A 17,602-nucleotide genomic window follows, 5' to 3' on the forward strand; every position below is an offset into this window, starting at 1 on the left:
CTCACTTCTTCGACAAGGCAAAACTCTTTATATGAGACAAACCATAGCGGCTCCCTGCATAACAAACAGCCAGAGTCAAAACGCAGACGCAGATATATTTGAGGTACACATTCATATCCACGCCCACAAACACCCAGGCTATGGGAAACAGTATGGGCATATGGAGATAATACACACCATAAGAGGTGCCCCCTAAGACTGACAGATAGCGCCCTGCAGAATTAAAATATAGATAGAAAAGCCCCAGCAAAAAGAACAGGGATGATATGGCGAAAGCTCCCATGGTAACGGCATTAACCCAGACCATGGTTCCCGTACTCAATCCCAACACCGGCAGGACGAATTTCTGCCAAAGGTAGACGGCACCTGTCATAGCAAAGGCTGCGCCCCACTTGCCTGCACCGGGCGCGTAGCCGCCATCTGCAAACCATTTCTGTCGCCAGGCCCAGGCACCCGCGAAAAACACCATAATATACAGTGGAATCCGCACGGGCTGTAAGACCAAGATATAGGCAAAGAACCGCCAGGTATCGGGATGCATATGGGAACTAATCAGACCAATGCTAGCCGATACCAGCAGGAACAGCGCTGCAAACCAGCCTGCTCCGGGCTTTCCCGCCCGCTGCACACAAAGGCGGGGAAAAATCCGCACAGCCATCATCAGCAAGACATACAGGGCCAGCAGTGCGCCCAGATACCAATACTGCGCCTGCTCATAAAGCGGCCCCCAAAAGAGCGTGGTGTAAAACTCTCCAAAGCCCATAGCCGACTGACGACTGGCCAGAATGATATAAGTCACCACCGGCGCAATGAAGATACTGCCAAAGAGCCAGGGCAGGATAATCCGCGCCACCTTCTTTTGCCAGAACAAACGGATGCCATGACGGGCCATGGACATCAGCCCGAAGTACCCCGAAATAAAGAACATCACCGGCATGATGAAGATATCCGCCCAACAGACAAAGAGCGTTGCCGACAACACCGGATTGGCCTTGTCCACCACGTACCACCAGTCAGGTGCATAAGCCATATAGCACATGGCTCCGTGGAACACCACCATCAGCCAGATAATAAACCATTTCAGATTGTCGAGAAAATACAACCGCCCCGTTGACATGCCAAAGGCCCCCTATGAACAAAATTTCTAATCACCTTGTTCATATTCGCGAAAAAAATCAGCTTTCCTGCTTGCTCCCTTTGGCCTCACAAATGAGCTGGGTCAACGTGCCCATAGGACAGTAGACACACCAGGAGCGGGGACGGAACAGCAGCATGGTCAGGAGCGCAATGACCTCGGAGGTCAACATCAGACTGTAGAGTCCAAAGGCAAACTGCGCCGTCCAGGGAGAAACCGCGCCACTGTATGCCCATTCCCAAGGGAAATGAAAAGTCCAAAACAGCGACACCACCTGCTGCAGAGATTCTGCGCCGCTATACACCAGCCAGGTCGTATATAGAACACTGCCAAACATGCCGAAGAAAAAGACCATAAAGCCATAGCGAAAGGCCCGGCCCTTCATCCATCCCGGCATATCCCGCCACCGCGAAAAGCCCAGCTGCCCCAAAGCCCTAAGCGTCTGTCCGCGGTCACAGTAACGGTTGCAAAAGCCCTTATGACCAAAACCAATGGCCATAATCAAGGGCAAAGCAAAGCTCACCAGTCCCAGCCAGGCAAAGAGAATGTTGAAAAAGCCCATGCCAAAATAAAGCAGCGACCAAATCCAGAGATAATGATACCAGCGTTTCTTCATGGCCGCACCTCCACTTTGATGATGGATGCCGGACATTCCCTAGCGCAGATGCCGCAGCCCACACAGCGTTCCTCTTGCACCTTAGCATACTGCCCCCAATAAATGGCAACAGCGCCCCGAGGGCACACATCCTCACAGGTGCCACAGGCCACACAAGAAGCTCTATCCACCACCGCATGGCGGGGCGATAATTTTTTTACCTTTTCCGTCATATAAAGAAACAACCCCTTCTGACTTATATAATACACAGTGTCATTATAGGTCAGAAGGGGCAGCTTGTCTGTGCCTCTGTCACAATTCAGTTATATGGTATCGGCTTTCCTGCCTATGCTTCCTTTAATTTATGACGAATCTTTTCCTGATTGAGTTTCGTCAGGGTGCCTGCCGTCCCCAGCACGTACATCCCATTTTTCAGCTTCAGGAGAATCCCCGTCCGCCCGGTGTCGGTTTCAATAACCCCCTTCATCTCAGAGTCCTCAGGTAAAGGTCTGTCGCCCCAGAACAACGACTTTGACATGTTTCGCAACTTGCTGATCCTCATACGCTTGCCTCCTACTGTATAGATTGGTAACCATTGATGAGCATTCTCATCTACCTTATGACTTCCACAAGGAATGACAATCTCCTGCCGAAATCATGAGATTATTTTACCCCTGCCAGCTGAAATCTATCTGAATATTTCATTAAAATCGCCTTAAAAATACGCCTCCCTATCGCGCACAAAGATGGCACAGCAAAAGGGAACCACTGCCAGAGCAATGATTCCCTTGGAAATTCCGATATAAAACTGCTGCTGATTAGCCCTTAATGGAAGCCAGCACTTCGGAAGCGGACAGGTTGTTAGCTGCCATGTATTCCGTCAGCTCTTTGTAATCGTCCTGAGCTTTCTTAGCTTTGATTTCATTAAGCTGAGCTTTCAGTGCTTTGAGCTCATCCTGTTTCTTTGCAATTTTTGCTTCGATTGCGCTAATCTTTTCGTCGTAATTTGCTTTTCTTGCCATTTCCATTTCTCCTTTATAGAAAAAATAATCTGTTTTTATTTTAGTCAATAAAAAAGAATTTGGCAAGTATTTTTTGAAAAATTTTCTGAGAAATCATCCCTATTTGGCGATTTTTATTGCCTCCACTAAATCCAAAGTTCCCATATAAATGGATTTGCCTGCAATCACACCTTCGATACCATCATTTTCATGTTCTTTCAGCGCTTTTATATCGTCCAGAGATTTTACCCCGCCGGAAGCAACGATTTTCACACCGCTTTCCTGTGCAAGTTTAACCGTAGCTTCGACATTTACACCGCTCAAGGTTCCATCGCGGGAAATGTCCGTATAGATGATGGTCTTCACGCCGGCAGCTTTCATCTTTTGCGCTAATTCAATTACGCCGATATTGCCGGATTCGCCCCAGCCTTCCACAGCCACGATTCCATCTTTGGCATCAATGCCCACGACAATACGTTCCCCATATTTCGCGCAGGCTTCTTTTACCAAAGCAGGATTTTTTACCGCAACGGACCCAAGAATAACCCGGGTAATTCCCAAAGAAAGCAGTTTATCAATCTGTTCCATACTGCGGATACCGCCACCGAGTTCCGTAGGAATATCGACAACTTTCAATATCTCTTCAATAGCCGCTAAGTTTTTTGAGGAACCTGCCAATGCGCCATCCAAATCAACCAAGTGTAAATACTCAGCCCCCTGCGACTGCCACTTACGAGCCATATCCGCAGGACTATCCGAAAACACCGTTTCCTGATTAAAGTCACCTTTCAATAACCGAACACATTTCCCGCCCCGAATATCAATCGCCGGAAAAATAATCATAAGCATCCTCCCCCAACACCAGCCCAGCGCTCAAGGATGAGCGCTCGCGGACGTAAATCACGTGATGTGATTTCAGTCCGCTGTTTTCTTTTGGTACTTTTCTTTGCGCCAAAGAAAAGTACAGAACAACGCACTAACTTAGTTTGCAGAAATTATCAATTATATGCAAACCAACGTCTCCAGATTTTTCCGGATGGAACTGCGCCGCAAAGATATTACCCCATTGCACCGCCGCCGTAACTTCCCCGCCATAATTTGTCGTGGCCGTTATAACATTTTTATCCGCAGGAACTGCGTAATAACTATGCACAAAATACACATATTCCTTATCCTGCTCCAGCCCCGCAAATAAGTCCTGCGACTGGCGTGGTTCAGCGATATGCAGCCGATTCCAGCCCATATGCGGCACTTTCAAATCTTCGGCCTGAATTCTTTTTACCTGTCCGGGAATAAGCCCCAAACCTTTTGCTGACGGCGATTCCTCACTGCCGTCAAAGAGAATCTGCAAGCCCACGCAAATGCCGAGTAAGGGCTTGCCTGCTGCCACTTCCTCTTTCAGCAGCGGGATAAGTCCGCTGTCTTCCAGATTCTTCATGCAGTCACCGAAAGCGCCCACCCCGGGCAGCACCAGTTTTTCTGCCGATTTTATTTCCGCGGGATTATTGGTAATCTTTGCCTCTGCACCCAAAGCCGCAAAAGCCTTTTCTACACTGAATAAATTGCCTACCCCATAGTCAATTATTGCAATCATCAGCCGCCCTCCTTAGAGCATCCCTTTGGTCGATGGAACACCTTTAACCTTCGGGTCCTGGTTTACCGCAATTCGCAGTGCATGACCCAAAGCCTTGAAAATCGCTTCAATCTTATGATGGGTATTCGTGCCATAAAGGACTTTTACATGGAGGGTAATACCCGCGTGCATGGCAAAAGCCCGCAGAAATTCCTCGGTGAGTTCCGTATCAAAACCGCCCACCATAGGAGCCATTTCGCCGCCATCATAGACGAGAAATGGCCGCCCGCTGATATCGAGCGTAACAAAGGCCAAGGATTCATCCATCGGCAGATAAAAGGTGCCATAACGGCAGATTCCCTTTTTATCGCCAATGGCTTCCTTAAAGGCATCCCCCAAAGCGATGCCAATATCTTCTACACTGTGATGGCCATCTACTTCCAAATCCCCATCACAGCGCAAGTCCAAATCCAGCTGCCCATGTACCACCATGAGATTTAACATATGGTCGAAAAAGCCGATACCGGAATCAATCGTACCATTGCCCGCACCGTCAAGATTTAACTGCAGAGCAATTTTCGTTTCGGCCGTTTCCCTGTTTACTGCAGCGATTCTATTCATGCCCGTCCCTCCACAAAGGCTTTCATCTCGTTATACCAGGTATCATTTTCCTCGCGCAGGCCCATGGAAATGCGCAGGCAGTTTTCAAGGCGCGGTGCCTTGCCAAAGCTGCGCACGCCGATGCCTTTTTCTTCCAGATACTGGTTTAATTCCTCCGCTTTGGCATATTTAATCAGAATAAAATTCGTTTCCGAAGGGTAAACCGTCACGCCGGGAAGTTTGTCCAAAAGGGTGGTCATGCGCTTGCGTTCGGCAATCATCATCTGAATGCGCGGCACATATTCATGGCGCATCTGATAGACAATATCGGCCGTAACCAGGGACAAAACATTCATATGATAGGGCATATAGGACTTACCAATCATTTCCACGATTTCCTTGCTGGCCAGCATATAACCCACGCGGGCAGATGCTAAACCATATGCCTTGGAAAACGTCCGCGCCACAATCAGATTCGGGTATTTTGTTAGCAGCCCCACTGCCGTCTGACCATAAAATTCCATATAGGCTTCATCAATCAGCAGCGCGCAGTTTTTATGGATATTGGCCGCAATGTATTCGATATCAGCCAGAGCATAAGCCGTACCTGTCGGATTATTGGGATTGCAGATAACGGCAAGTCCTGCCTTTTCCTCGTTGATGACCTGCACGAATTTTTCTTTATCCAGCGTATAATCTTCATTCAAATCAACAGCGATTCCCTGCGCCTGTGCCGCTTTGGCATAGATACCATACATGGAAAAAGAGGGCACAGGATAAACGATTTTTTTTGCCTTAGTGCCGCCAAAGCAGAAAAAGAGTTTTTCAATGATTTCACTGGAACCATTGCCGAGCAAAACATTTTCCTTTTGCAATCTGTGATTGTCGGCAATCTGCTCGCAGAGGTAATCGTATTCCTCATTGGGATAGCGGTTAAAGGCCACACGGGAAAGGCGGCCCATCACGCGGTCCTCGACCATGGGCGGCAGATTCATATTGCATTCATTGGCATTTACTTTTATCTGCCAATCCCGCTCCACCACATCATAGGACGGCATATCCTTCAAACCGGTACGGTATTTTAACATCAATTCTTCCTCCTTAAACGAATGGCATTAGCATGGGCCTGCAGGCCTTCTGTCTCTGCCAGACGGATGATATCCTCGCTGACTGCTTCCAAAGCAGGCTGCGTATAGGAAATCAGGCTCGTGCGCTTCATAAAGGTTTCCACGTTCAGCACACTGTAATAACGGGCCGTGCCGCCCGTGGGCAGTACATGGTTCGGCCCCGCAAAATAATCGCCCAATGGTTCCGGCGAGTACGCGCCCAAGAACACGGCGCCTGCATGGCGCACATAGGGCAGCAGCTGGAAGGGTTCACGGGTCAAAAGTTCCAAATGCTCCGGCGCCGAGGTATTGGCAAAGCGCAAAGCCTGCTGCATATTTTCGGCAATGACAATGAGTCCGTTGCGCTCGATGGATGCGCGGGCAATTTCCTGACGCGGCAGTTTTTGCAGCTGATTTTCCGCTTCAATAGCCACCTGGCGCGCCAACTTTTCACTGTCGGTAATCACGATACTTGAAGCCAGCGGGTCATGTTCGGCCTGGCTCAACATATCGGCCGCCGTATAGACGGGGTCAGCGCTGTCGTCCGCCACAATCAGGATTTCACTGGGGCCCGCCAGCATATCAATATCCACATGACCATAGACTTCTTTTTTCGCCAGGGTCACAAAGATATTGCCCGGGCCGGTAATCTTATCTACGCGCGGAATACTTTCCGTGCCAAAGGCCAACGCAGCTATCGCTTGGGCGCCGCCGATTTTGTAGATTTTCTTCACGCCAGCGAGTCTTGCCGCAATCAGCACATAGGGATTGATGGCGCCATTTTTCGGCGGCACCATCATAACGATTTCGCCAACCCCTGCGACAACTGCCGGCATAGCGTTCATAATGACGGAAGATGGATAAGCCGCCGTGCCGCCGGGCACATAGATACCTACTCTATCTAACGGAATCAATGATTGGCCCAAAAGGGAACCATGTTCGCGATAAGTCATCCAGGAATTGGGCTTCTGTTCCTCATGGTACCGGCGCACGTTTTCCGCCGCCTTCTTTAAGGATTCAAGCACCTGTGGGTCAGCCTGCGCCTCTGCTGCGGCAAATTCTTCCTCCGTCACCACTAAATCCTTGATATCGCAGTCCACTTTATCAATGAGTTTGGTATAGCGCAGAACAGCCTTATCACCTTCAAAGCGCACATCACGCACAATCTGTGCCACGAGTTCTGCCGCCGTCATATCCTTGCCGAAAGTTGCCTTATTGGCTTCCCGGATTTTCGGGCTCAGTTCCACCTCATCAAAAGCAGGCTTCTGCAAAAGTTTATTGATGGCTGCTTCGCCTAATTCACTTGCCTTGACTATTTTCATTGTGCCGCCTCCGCTTCTAAGACCTTCCGCAAATCTTCCACCAGACTATGAATCCGGTCGAATTTCAACTTAAAGCTCACCCGATTAGCAATCAGCCGTGCCGTGGCTTCCTGAATGGAGACGATTTCCTCCAAATCATTTTCCCGCAAGGTCGTGCCGGTTTCGACAATATCCACGATGCTTTCGGAAAGCCCCACAATCGGCCCGAGCTCGATGGAACCATTGAGTTTGATGTATTCCATCTGCATGCCCTGCTGACGGAAGAATTTCTCGGCAATATGCGGGAACTTCGTCGCTACACGCGTATGATTGTAGTCCATGAGTTTGGCCCGCTTTTCTGCCTTGGGCACGGCCATCATCAGGTGGCATTTGCCAAAACCCATATCGAGAAGTTCATAGACATCCTTCTCGGCTTCCAGCAGCACATCCTTACCAATCACGCCGATATCGGCCGCCCCATATTCCACATAGGTGGGCACATCAGCGGTCTTGGATACGATAAATCTTATCTTCTTCTCCTCATTGCTGATAATCAGCTTGCGGGATTTATCCGATAAACCTTCGGCAGTATAGCCGATTTTCTCCAACAGCTTTGCCGACAGGCCAAAAAGCTTGCCCTTGGGCAGTGCTATGGTAAGGTATTCCATTTCAGACTTCATGCACAGGCCTCCATTTCTATCACGTTTTGACATGTCAGATTTGACTTGTCAAATGTCAATTGTCAAATGTCAGTTCAGTTCATCCGCCGCCCGCAAAAGGGCCAGTTCCGGCGGGTCATTCTCTGTTTTTTTTCGATGATGGCAGCGAATAATTGCCGCTTCTTCTTTCATGCCGATGCCTTCCAGCTTCACTGCACCGATTTCGGGGTGCTGGTAATAGACATAGAGGATATGTCCCAGCCAGCCTGTCTTTTTTTCTGCCAGCTGACGGGCTTTGACTGGCGCAAAATGCTTGACCAGTACAGCCAGCACCTTGCCCATAATATCCATATCGCCCTGCACCCGCCCCACATCATGGAGCAGAGCTGCCCGCAGGAGTAAATCTCTATCCCCTGCCAGTGCTTCTCCCCAGAGCCGCATGGCCGTTTTCGCCACATTTAAGGCATGGTACTGGTCGGCAGGATGCATGGCGTAAAACAACGATTGCGCCGCCGCGGGCAAAGTTTCCTCCACCCAGGCTCTATCCGCCATCGTTATCCGGGCGGTTATGGCCCGGTAAAACTGCTTAACCCGCTGTATCATGCGATATACTCAAAAGCCGCATAGTTCTTTGCCTGCTGGCTTTCTTTGGCCGCAGCTTCCGTCTGACTGCTGACCGCCAATTCCACGGACTTACCCTGCTCACGCAGCTGCGCCGCACGTTCAATAGCCGTCGTTTCCTTGCCTGCTGCATAGCCCACATAGACATCTCTGGGCAGGCTGTGCATAGGCAGTTTCTGCCGCTCAATGGCCAGCAAAATGCGCTCAATGCCTAAGGCAAAGCCCGTTGCCGGACAGGCCGTACCAAAGTCGGCCAGCAGATGATCATAACGGCCACCGCCGCAGAGGGGATAACCCAGTCCCGGCGCATAGACTTCAAAGACCATACCTGTATAATAGCTGAAATCCCGGATGATGCCCAAATCAAAGCGCACATACTGTTCCACCTTATAGGCTTTCAGCAGGCGATAGATTTCTGCGAGGTTATCGAGTGCCCGGCGGCTCTGCTCGTTCAGTGCCATATCGTAAGCCTGCTTGAGCAAATCCTCGCCACCGTTCAGCAGGGGAAGTTCCTTTAATACCTGCTTGGCGTTTTCCGGCAGGTTCAGTTCATCCACCAGCTGATTGAGTTCCACCAGATTGCGGCGTTCCATGGCCGCCTTCAAATCTTCCTGTTCCTGGCTGCTCAGACGGTATTGATTGAGAATGCCGTTGAGGAATTCCACCTGCCCCAGGCAAACCGTAAACTCTGTCAATCCGGAACGCAAGAGTCCCGTAACCGCCAAAGCCACCACTTCCGCATCGGTAGCCGGACTGCCGGGGCCCATAAGCTCGACACCAGCCTGATAGAATTCGCACTGGCGGCCCGCCTGCGTCTGTTCATAGCGGAACACGCTACTGATATAGGAGAGCTTCAATGGCAGCGGACTGTCCTGCAGACGGGTGCTCACCAACCTTGCAATGGGCGTAGTCATTTCATGGCGCAGAGCCAGAGTCTGATTTGACTTGTCAAAAAGCTTGAAGAGATGGTCGCCGATATTCTGGCTGCTTCCAAGTCCTAAAGTATCAAGATACTCAATGGACGGCGTCACCACTTCTTCGTAGCCCCATTGGGCAAAAAGCTCGGCCAGCCGGGTTTCCACCACCCGCTTTCCCGCCGCTTCTGCCGGCAGGAAATCTCTGGTTCCATAGGGAATTTTCAGTACGCTGTTATCTTTTTCCATGAACACTACTCCCCTCAATATGTCAGCTTAATCAGTCGGCCTTATCCGCCGGTATTCTGTCGAGCACAATCTTGTAGCCATCCGCGCCGTAATTCAGACAGCGTTTCACCCGGCTGATGGTAGCCGTGCTGGCACCCGTGCGGGCCACGATATCATCATAGATATGCCCCCCCTGCAGCATACGCGCCACTGCCAAACGCTGAGACAGGGCTTTTAGTTCGCTGATGGTACAGATATCCTCAAAGAACTGATAGCACTCCTCCAATGATTTTAACGATAAGATGGCCTCAAAGAGCATATCATTCTGCTCATCACGCAGTTTCGGATTAACCACTTACCTCTCCTCCTTATTTTCTTTTTATCTTTATTCCTTTAGTTTGCGAAATTATGTCACTCATTATAGCATAACCGTAAACAAAAAAAAAGCCTCCGAAAGATTTTTTTGCTTTCTAAGGCTTTTTGTTTCACAATGTCATTTTGATAAATACATTTATCTTTGTACTTTCACCCATGCGGAGAAAGTTTGTGCGTACTGATTGCTGCGATTGGCTTGTACATAGGCATAGAATTTGCGGATTTGCTCGGCGCGTTTACGAATTTCTTTGCCCTTCCAGTTGTCCTTTTTGCCGGGAGCAAAGAGATTCGTGCCGCCCAGCGCATAATGACGTGCCACAATATCATCCAGGGCCACAGCGGGATTGCTTAAAATATCATAGAACACCGCAAAGGTCGTGGTGCGGCCATGGCCGGCATGGCAATGAAAATGCAGCCAGGCATTTTTCGGCAGGCTCTTATAAAATGCCATAAACGCATCGACCTCATCATCCGTTGGTGCCATCTGGTCGGTAATCGGAATCCGTTTGTAACGCATGCCGAGACGGGAAGCCAACGCTTCCTCTGTTTCAACCTTCTCTACTTTAACACTGCAGGCCGAAAAGAGTTTGGTATCGGTTTTGCCCATCGGCACAAATGTCAATTCCTTGCCCACCAGAGATTGCAGCCATTTGCCCTCGGCCTGTTTTACAGCCGCCGCTTTAAGATTGGCATTGCCCCTGTTCTTTTTCATGTACTGGCTTACGGGAATGTCGCCATTCACAAAACCATGGGATTCCTTCCGCAAATCCACCACGTAGATAACCGCATCACTGCCCGTAGCTGTACAAATCTTATCCCGAATCAGCGAAAGACCCGAGCCGGAGAATTCCGCACTAGCAGAACATCTCAATTTATCGAGTCCCTGCCGGGAGGGTACCGGCTGCAAGGACTTCGTAAACGTATCCGTCATAAAGCGCAGGCTGCGGGGAAATACTGCCCCGGTCTTGGCATCGAGCCTTAGGACGGCTTCTTCTTGTTTTGCGGCAGCCTGTACTGCGCCCATCAGCAGAATCAGCAGGCAGGATATTACCGCCAGTATTCTGCAGCCGGATTTTTGTAACAGATGACTTCTTCCCAACATAGATGATACAACCTCCTCGTCTTTCAATCTTCTCGTTAATTGGGCACGCAAGATTTTTTTCGTTCATCCCCTTCCCCAATCATCAGCGTCATGCGGTTCTCATCCCCGCTCACCCAATAATGGCGGCGCGGGAATTTAGCCGTGATGGATTCGATGAAATACTCCCGGAAGGAGTGCTTTCCCTGCAGAGCTTCCTTGATGATGTCATAGGGCTTGCCGTTATCCCGGACAATCATGGTGATATCATCCTCCGGACTTTTCCCGAGCAGAATGGAAAACTCCAGCTGAAAGAAAGCACCTTTAGCCCGCTGATTGGCATGCATGCCAATTTCCTCCACCAGCAGCGCCAGCAGATTAGCGCGGTGAACCGAAAGACCTCTGGCTGCCATCATCCGCTGCACAAGTTTGGACAAGCCAATCACCGCCTCAACGCTGCAGTCGATATCATAGGAATACTGCCGCGTCAGCATTTCCCTGTCCAGAAACAAACGGCCGGATTTACGGGTCCACCATAAGTTGAAGGCGAAGGCGGCCAAAAAGGCGGCGCTTGTTCCCAACATCATGCCATTCAGCGAATAAGCGGCGCCCAGTTCCATGCCGATGTAGGGAAAGCCCAACAAGAGCAGGAATTTCAGGCAGGCTCCATAATTGCGCTTCTCGATATAGATATAATAATTGCTGTACATAAGGGTAGAGCCCAAAAACACGATGAACAGCAGAAAGCAGCAGACGGCCATGCTCACTTCAGCGACCATTTGCTCATCCCTGACGCCAAAGAGCTGGGGCAGAATGCCGGACACAGCCATCCCCAACACCATAATGGCCAAACTGATTATATTCGTGGCCCGTATGCCGGTAGCCATGGTCTTCTGTATGCTGGGCAGATTGTTTTCCGCATGATATTGACAGACCATGGGCTGCAAACAGTCCACCACGCCCGTATAAAGCGCCACAATAAATGTCAGCAGATTCACCGTCACCGTTACCACGATGATATGGGCCTCGCTAAAATGATGCAGGACACAGCTGGATAAAGCCAGCGGCAACAGAGCCAGCAGCAGGGTATCCAGGGAATGATAGAAACTGTAAAAGACGCCATGGAGCACATCATTCGTATTCCAGTACCAGCGAAAATGCAGGCGGCTGTGTCCGCCCCACAGGAAATAAAGCTGAACGAGAACGGCTGCCCCCAGGCCGCAGGTGGTAGCAATACCGACGCCCATAACGCCAATGCGCAGACACAGGCAGATGTCCAGCAGGACATTGACCACAAAGGCGCAGACAGATCCCACCACGCAGACGCGCTCCTGCCCTTCCGCCACAAACACCGTATAGAAAAAGACATTCAAAAACATCAGCGGCGCATAGAATAACAGCCCGTCGTAATAATCCTGGACATAGCCCATAAGCTGCGAGGAAATATCCCAAAAGCCCAGCAGATGCGTGCGCAGCGCCCACATGCCCAAGGCAAACAGTCCGCCCATCCCCAGGGCCAGCATTACTCCCATGCTGAACAATCTGTCTACCTGCTCCCGGTCCCCCCGGCCCATGGCATAGGAAAGCATCATGGCCAATCCGTCAGCGATGAGATAACTCACAAAGATGATAAAGGTAAGCAGCGGAACGACCAGGGTCATGCTCACAACGGCTTCTTCCCCCACCAGCTGCCCAGCCGCCACGTTGTCCGTCAGAATCAGGATATAGGCACTGACCATGGAGAACATGGCCGCAGTAAAAACCGCGCGGAAACGGCTGGAAATAACGGTCTTAGGACCGAAAAGATGCCAACTGTTCACGACAGAATCTCCGCGAGACAGCGATTTTCTGTCTGCAGGGCCAGCAGGACTTCATCAAAGGCCTCGGCATACCGCTGCATCATCACCTCGGAATAGCGGCTGCCATCATAGGTCAGCGTCAGGATGTAACTGCCATCATCGAGGCCAGTCAGGGCGATATCCAGTACATTTTCAGCAGCCGAGATTTTATTGGCCGGCAGCTCCTGAATGGCAATGGGCTTGCCGTCGAGAACAAACGCAGCTTTGATATCGGTATTTTTTTGCAGGATAAAGCTGGCACATTCGCCTTCCCAATCATTCTTATACACCTCATCCAAACTGTGCGCATAGGATTCGCCCTGCTTGACTTTCTCCTCCACGACCTGCAGGAACTGCGCTGCGGTCATCGCCCCGTCAATAGCACTGCGAATGGGCAGCTGATTCAGCATCAGCCCCATCAGGCGGAGTTCCTTGGCAGAGGTACGGGCATGATGCACCCAGCTCATGATGACTTCCTTTTCCCCTGTCACCTTGGCCATGGCCAGCATTGCCCCGGCCAGCATAAAACTGTGTTCATTGGCACTGCTGTCCCGGAAGAATTCATGCCTAATGTTCTGAATATCATGGACGACCTGGCTTTCATGCCATTTGCCATCATCCTGCCGGTCCATGGGTGGCAGGTGTTTCTTCGTGTCAAAGCCTGCCAGCTGCTGGCGCCAATAGTTATGGCCTTCTTCATCTTCCTGCTGCAGCTTCCGGCTTTCCTCCAGCACATATTCCGCATAACTGCCGGCCTGACGGCGAATCTTCCTGCCCTGATAGCGCATATCCATCTCCCGCCAGAAAAGCACGCAAACACCAATACCGTCCAAAATGGCATGATAAAAATCTTCATAGATGAACTTGCCTGACGGTGTCACCATCAGGTAAATGCGATACAGCGGCCGGTCGATAAGCTGAAAGGGCTTTTCCAGTTCCAATTTGCGCTGGGCGAAGGCCTCCTCTGACAAGGTCTCCACCACCACTTTTTTCACACTGCCATCAAACCGCTGGCAGATTTCTCCCGTATCGGGGTGGAATACAAGACGGCAACGGAAAATATCATGGGCATTTAACACCCCATTCACCGCTTCGGCCAGCCGTTCCATATCCACACTGTCATCGAGCTTGCCTAGCGCGCCCACATTCATCATCGTGGAATTCGCCTTGTTGAAATGGGTATCCACCAGCCAACGCTGTATCGGACGCAGCGGATAAAACCCATTGGTGGTATCCTGTACTTCTGCATCCTGCCCCGTATAGACAATCTCCATAATGTTACCAAATCCGGTAACGTCAAAAACTTCCTTAACACTTTGCCTGGGGTCTTTGATGAGAAGCCTAGCACCCACTTTATCCGCCTTTTTTCTGGCCAGCACCAAGGAACGCAAGCCTGCCGAGGCAATATAATCCACCGCCGAAAATTCCAGCTCAATCGTCTTGCAGTTCTCCGGGATATGGTCGAGTTCCCGTTCCAGAACCGGAGCCTCTACGGCATCCAACCGGCCAGCCAGCTTAAGCTCCCATAATTCGCCCATAAGTTTTTTGGTAATCTCCAATGACATTGTATTCACTCCATCTGTATCCTAGGTTATCTTATTCCACACGGCGGTCCTCGCCGTCCGTTATAACTTTTTTCCAGCCATAATATTGCGCATACATGAGATTATGGCTGCCTTCGGGACGGGGTTCCAGGTCGGAGCCCCAGGCCAGCACATCGGTATTCCAGGTAACACAGGACCAATGCTCACATAGCTCATCAGCCAGGGGAAGCACATCGATTTGATGAACCACCACCAGTTCCTGCTCCTTATGCGCATTGATATAGTCTATACGGCTCAGCCACTGCTGGCGGACATCCCATTCCACATAGCAGAGAAGGCCCGCTGTAAGGAGCCCTAGAGCCAAACAGCTGGCCAGCACCATATGGCAGGCCCCTTTATACTTCGAATAGAACACCTTCAGACTAGGCAATAGTTCCTTTAAGGCCGAAAGGGACGCGGCAATCACCGCCACTGTGGAGAAAAAGCCCGCCCTTGCTGGCGCCATCGGCACAAACATCATGACAAGCATGACACCCAGCGCACCGGCCACCATGACCGCCTGAAATTTGGTCACTTTATTCCAACGCTGTCCTTGAGGCAGCTGCCGCAGATAAATGCCAATAAGCAGCACTAAGGGCAACCAGAGTTTTGTCACCGGCCAAAAACATTCCCAGAAATTTATGCGAAACATCAACGGCGTCCAGTACATATCCGCAGGCAGTCCGGGATTGTACTCAAACTGCCGCTGCAATTCCAGCCGCACCATTTCCCCGGGAGCCTCTACCAGCATAATGCCGCCCAGACACAGGCAGATAAAGCCCGCCACCATCCAGGGCTGCAACTCATGCTGCCGCTTAAAATGCCACAGGGCGAGCAGGATGATAAGCCCCGTCGCTGCCGCCCCCGTTTCCACGGACCAGCCGGCGCATAAGCCGCTGAGTGCCATCAGCGGCACCGCCCAGATGGGCGGCTGATTCCAAAAATCCGGACGCCAGTATTTCAAGGCAAACGGCAGCAAAAAGAGAAATTCCAGCAGCCCCATCCATAAAAACACGCAGCTGCCGCACATCCATAAAGTCGTCAAAAAGGGGTCCGGCAGCAGGAACCAAAAGCAAAAGGCCAGCCAGAGCATATACGTCCTGTTCATCTGCCGCAGGGAAAGGCCTGTGCCCATGCGGAACACCAGCAGCATAAGACCACCAAACACCAACGTGTTCAATACATTGAATAATTCCTTGCCCTGCCAGGCAAACAGCTGGGTAAGTCCAATCCCCAGTATACGTCCGCCCCAGGTCATGTAATGGGACCACTGACTGACGATGATATCACCAAAAGAGGTTATGCGTTGGCGCATCCCCACGCCGTCCAACAGATTTCCCCGGTCAGCCCCATCCCAGATAAAGGCATAGGGAATATCATCCGATACCATGGGCAACATCCAGTTGCGCAGAAAAAACAGTCCTAAAAAAAGCAGCAATATCCCCTGCCATGGTAAATATTTTTTTACCATTCGTTCTCCTCCCCATATTTTCCCCAGTCAATCTCCTTGTCTATGATAATCCCCTTGAGCCCATGATATTGAGCATAGATATTGGAACGATTGTCCTGCGGATTGCTTTCCAAATCTGCCCCGAACATCAGCAATACGTTGGTCAGGGAGCGATTCCCCGTCACCTTATCCAGCTGCCAGGGAATTTCGATAGCCGGAACGACAATCAGGTCGTCCTGCCGATGCTCGGCAATGATTTTCTTACGCTCCGCCCACTGCTGATTGTAAGAGGTTTCAATAACGAGGCAGATGGCTGATGCCATTAGCCACACAGTTAGGCTGGAAATCCCCAGAACGGCCAGACAAAATCGCGCTTTGGCCTTTGCTGCGCACCAAGCCTCAATTTGCGGCGCAATGGCCCGCAGAGCTGCCGCAGAGGCAATCAGGAGAAAGATGACGGCATGGAAGCCGGCATGTGCGCGAAAATCCGGCGAAAACATCATGGCCAGAAGCACCAGAAAACTGCCACTGACCCAGAGCAGAATATACCGCGTCAGCGCCTGCCGCCGCTCCCCTTTCCACAGATAGAGCAGGATGGGCACAAATAGCGGCAGTTCCCCGATGAATACCGGCAAAAAGCCTTCCACAAAATTATACAGGAACATTACAGTCGTCCACATGAGCTCCGGTGGCATGGTATAATCCGGCTCCAGTTCCTGCATAAGCTTTAAGCGCATGTAGCTGCCAGGCGCCAGCAGCAAGAGAAGCATTCCTGCCACCAATCCTGTAAAACCTGCCAGCTGCCAGCTCTGCAGACGTTTCCGCTGGTAAAACAGCAGAAGAAACGCCAAAGTCAGCAATACCGTAACGATGCTGCCGGCTTCAATGGACCAGCCTGCCAATAATCCCAGAAAGGCCATGAGCGGAATATGCCACCATTTCTTCTTTTGCCAGAAACCATCCTTCCAATAGGCAAGGCTATAGGGCAGCAGAAATGCGCAGATAGCCGCCGCGGTCCAGATGTACACGCATGCACCAGTCAGCCAAATCATGGTATAGATATAAGCAGGCACGGCAAAGAACATGCCAAGCAGCAGCCAGTAAAGCCCGGCCTTACTTTTCTCCGGGGACTCAATCCTGCCCGCCGCCAGCCAATAGAGCAGACAAATTAGCAGTACAAAGACAGCGGTACTGGCAAAATCAAACAAAAAGCGTCCCCCATCCGCTTGCCAGGCAAAGAACTGCACGAGAAAGAGCGCCGGCACCCGGCCGCCCCAGGTAAAATAGTGCGACCACTGGGAGGTGCAAATATCCTGCAGCGAATGGATTCTCTGCCGGGGTCCGATGCCGTCCACCAGATTACCGGCAGCCGCTCCATCCCAGATAAAAGCATAAGAATAATCATCCCCCACCATGGGCATCAGGATATTGCGCCAGAGAAAGATACCTGCCCCAAAAACAAAAATCATCTGCCATGTCAGCCGCTGCCACAGGAACAGCCATAGGCCGTATAACCTGTCCGTATACTCATTCATCTTCAAACAT

Annotated in this window: 19 protein-coding genes; all 19 read right to left on the minus strand. The window is 50.9% G+C overall.

Translation table 11 applies throughout. The features are described 5' to 3' along the window. Position 1: 1 nt before the first annotated feature. Entirely contained in the window at positions 2-1,117 is a 1,116-nt protein-coding gene (locus T320_RS02490) for an acyltransferase family protein (protein ID WP_037352866.1), read from the minus strand. 58 nt (positions 1,118-1,175) lie between these two features. Next, positions 1,176-1,751, minus strand: coding sequence for a hypothetical protein (locus T320_RS02495; RefSeq protein ID WP_037352868.1), 576 nt, complete (start codon positions 1,749-1,751; stop codon positions 1,176-1,178). Further along, entirely contained in the window at positions 1,748-1,963 is a 216-nt protein-coding gene (locus T320_RS02500) for a 4Fe-4S binding protein (RefSeq protein ID WP_037352871.1), read from the minus strand. The genes T320_RS02495 and T320_RS02500 overlap by 4 nt, the downstream gene beginning before the upstream one ends. 113 nt (positions 1,964-2,076) lie before the next feature. Beyond that, positions 2,077-2,292, minus strand: coding sequence for a hypothetical protein (locus T320_RS02505; RefSeq protein WP_026760437.1), 216 nt, complete (start codon positions 2,290-2,292; stop codon positions 2,077-2,079). A 256-nt stretch (positions 2,293-2,548) separates the two neighbouring features. Continuing rightward, entirely contained in the window at positions 2,549-2,752 is a 204-nt protein-coding gene (locus T320_RS02510) for a protein kinase (RefSeq protein ID WP_026760436.1), read from the minus strand. Positions 2,753-2,851: 99 nt separating this feature from the next. Then, positions 2,852-3,574, minus strand: coding sequence for a 1-(5-phosphoribosyl)-5-[(5-phosphoribosylamino)methylideneamino]imidazole-4-carboxamide isomerase (hisA, locus tag T320_RS02515; protein WP_037352875.1), 723 nt, complete (start codon positions 3,572-3,574; stop codon positions 2,852-2,854). A 133-nt stretch (positions 3,575-3,707) separates the two neighbouring features. Further along, the gene (hisH, locus tag T320_RS02520) at positions 3,708-4,325 is read right to left on the minus strand and encodes an imidazole glycerol phosphate synthase subunit HisH (protein ID WP_037352878.1); all 618 of its coding nucleotides are present in this window, start codon (positions 4,323-4,325) and stop codon (positions 3,708-3,710) included. Between the two features lie 12 nt (positions 4,326-4,337). Next, the gene (hisB, locus tag T320_RS02525) at positions 4,338-4,925 is read right to left on the minus strand and encodes an imidazoleglycerol-phosphate dehydratase HisB (RefSeq protein WP_026760433.1); all 588 of its coding nucleotides are present in this window, start codon (positions 4,923-4,925) and stop codon (positions 4,338-4,340) included. Further along, positions 4,922-5,992 (minus strand): histidinol-phosphate transaminase, encoded by a 1,071-nt coding sequence (gene hisC / locus T320_RS02530; RefSeq protein WP_026760432.1) that lies wholly within the window; start codon positions 5,990-5,992, stop codon positions 4,922-4,924. The genes hisB and hisC overlap by 4 nt, the downstream gene beginning before the upstream one ends. Beyond that, entirely contained in the window at positions 5,992-7,332 is a 1,341-nt protein-coding gene (gene hisD / locus T320_RS02535) for a histidinol dehydrogenase (RefSeq protein WP_037352881.1), read from the minus strand. The genes hisC and hisD overlap by 1 nt, the downstream gene beginning before the upstream one ends. Further along, the gene (gene hisG / locus T320_RS02540) at positions 7,329-7,991 is read right to left on the minus strand and encodes an ATP phosphoribosyltransferase (RefSeq protein ID WP_037352884.1); all 663 of its coding nucleotides are present in this window, start codon (positions 7,989-7,991) and stop codon (positions 7,329-7,331) included. Before hisG ends, hisD begins: the two co-directional genes overlap by 4 nt. A 69-nt stretch (positions 7,992-8,060) precedes the next feature. Then, the gene (locus T320_RS02545; RefSeq protein WP_037352887.1) at positions 8,061-8,573 is read right to left on the minus strand and encodes an HD domain-containing protein; all 513 of its coding nucleotides are present in this window, start codon (positions 8,571-8,573) and stop codon (positions 8,061-8,063) included. Then, on the minus strand, positions 8,570-9,754 hold the full coding sequence (gene hisZ / locus T320_RS02550) for an ATP phosphoribosyltransferase regulatory subunit (protein ID WP_037352890.1): 1,185 nt from the start codon (positions 9,752-9,754) through the stop codon (positions 8,570-8,572). Before hisZ ends, T320_RS02545 begins: the two co-directional genes overlap by 4 nt. 31 nt (positions 9,755-9,785) lie before the next feature. Continuing rightward, on the minus strand, positions 9,786-10,088 hold the full coding sequence (locus T320_RS02555) for a YerC/YecD family TrpR-related protein (protein ID WP_026760427.1): 303 nt from the start codon (positions 10,086-10,088) through the stop codon (positions 9,786-9,788). 156 nt (positions 10,089-10,244) lie between these two features. Continuing rightward, positions 10,245-11,210, minus strand: a complete 966-nt coding sequence (locus tag T320_RS02560) for a phosphatase domain-containing putative toxin (protein WP_051608561.1) — start codon at positions 11,208-11,210, stop codon at positions 10,245-10,247. 35 nt (positions 11,211-11,245) lie between these two features. Then, positions 11,246-13,006, minus strand: a complete 1,761-nt coding sequence (locus T320_RS02565; protein WP_037352893.1) for an MATE family efflux transporter — start codon at positions 13,004-13,006, stop codon at positions 11,246-11,248. Further along, complete coding sequence (locus tag T320_RS02570; RefSeq protein WP_037352895.1) at positions 13,003-14,589, minus strand: anti-sigma factor antagonist; 1,587 nt, start codon at positions 14,587-14,589, stop codon at positions 13,003-13,005. Before T320_RS02570 ends, T320_RS02565 begins: the two co-directional genes overlap by 4 nt. 31 nt (positions 14,590-14,620) lie before the next feature. Then, positions 14,621-16,078, minus strand: coding sequence for a DUF3329 domain-containing protein (locus tag T320_RS02575; RefSeq protein ID WP_037352897.1), 1,458 nt, complete (start codon positions 16,076-16,078; stop codon positions 14,621-14,623). Beyond that, complete coding sequence (locus tag T320_RS02580) at positions 16,072-17,592, minus strand: DUF3329 domain-containing protein (RefSeq protein WP_037352899.1); 1,521 nt, start codon at positions 17,590-17,592, stop codon at positions 16,072-16,074. Before T320_RS02580 ends, T320_RS02575 begins: the two co-directional genes overlap by 7 nt. Between the last annotated feature and the right edge of the window lie 10 nt (positions 17,593-17,602).

Source organism: Selenomonas sp. FC4001, from assembly GCF_000701565.1.
In the GTDB taxonomy this organism is placed as follows: domain Bacteria; phylum Bacillota; class Negativicutes; order Selenomonadales; family Selenomonadaceae; genus Selenomonas_A; species Selenomonas_A ruminantium_B.

What these genes read in the sequence shown, in the direction of transcription:
- hisD (WP_037352881.1), bottom strand. Translation starts at nt 7,332, where the DNA reads ATGAAAATAGTCAAGGCAAGTGAATTAGGCGAAGCAGCCATCAATAAA.
- T320_RS02495 (WP_037352868.1), bottom strand. Translation starts at nt 1,751, where the DNA reads ATGAAGAAACGCTGGTATCATTATCTCTGGATTTGGTCGCTGCTTTAT.
- hisH (WP_037352878.1), bottom strand. Translation starts at nt 4,325, where the DNA reads ATGATTGCAATAATTGACTATGGGGTAGGCAATTTATTCAGTGTAGAA.
- T320_RS02505 (WP_026760437.1), bottom strand. Translation starts at nt 2,292, where the DNA reads ATGAGGATCAGCAAGTTGCGAAACATGTCAAAGTCGTTGTTCTGGGGC.
- hisZ (WP_037352890.1), bottom strand. Translation starts at nt 9,754, where the DNA reads ATGGAAAAAGATAACAGCGTACTGAAAATTCCCTATGGAACCAGAGAT.
- T320_RS02560 (WP_051608561.1), bottom strand. Translation starts at nt 11,210, where the DNA reads ATGTTGGGAAGAAGTCATCTGTTACAAAAATCCGGCTGCAGAATACTG.
- hisB (WP_026760433.1), bottom strand. Translation starts at nt 4,925, where the DNA reads ATGAATAGAATCGCTGCAGTAAACAGGGAAACGGCCGAAACGAAAATT.
- T320_RS02575 (WP_037352897.1), bottom strand. Translation starts at nt 16,078, where the DNA reads ATGGTAAAAAAATATTTACCATGGCAGGGGATATTGCTGCTTTTTTTA.
- T320_RS02545 (WP_037352887.1), bottom strand. Translation starts at nt 8,573, where the DNA reads ATGATACAGCGGGTTAAGCAGTTTTACCGGGCCATAACCGCCCGGATA.
- T320_RS02510 (WP_026760436.1), bottom strand. Translation starts at nt 2,752, where the DNA reads ATGGCAAGAAAAGCAAATTACGACGAAAAGATTAGCGCAATCGAAGCA.
- T320_RS02500 (WP_037352871.1), bottom strand. Translation starts at nt 1,963, where the DNA reads ATGACGGAAAAGGTAAAAAAATTATCGCCCCGCCATGCGGTGGTGGAT.
- T320_RS02580 (WP_037352899.1), bottom strand. Translation starts at nt 17,592, where the DNA reads ATGAATGAGTATACGGACAGGTTATACGGCCTATGGCTGTTCCTGTGG.
- T320_RS02490 (WP_037352866.1), bottom strand. Translation starts at nt 1,117, where the DNA reads ATGTCAACGGGGCGGTTGTATTTTCTCGACAATCTGAAATGGTTTATT.
- T320_RS02570 (WP_037352895.1), bottom strand. Translation starts at nt 14,589, where the DNA reads ATGTCATTGGAGATTACCAAAAAACTTATGGGCGAATTATGGGAGCTT.
- hisC (WP_026760432.1), bottom strand. Translation starts at nt 5,992, where the DNA reads ATGTTAAAATACCGTACCGGTTTGAAGGATATGCCGTCCTATGATGTG.
- hisG (WP_037352884.1), bottom strand. Translation starts at nt 7,991, where the DNA reads ATGAAGTCTGAAATGGAATACCTTACCATAGCACTGCCCAAGGGCAAG.
- hisA (WP_037352875.1), bottom strand. Translation starts at nt 3,574, where the DNA reads ATGATTATTTTTCCGGCGATTGATATTCGGGGCGGGAAATGTGTTCGG.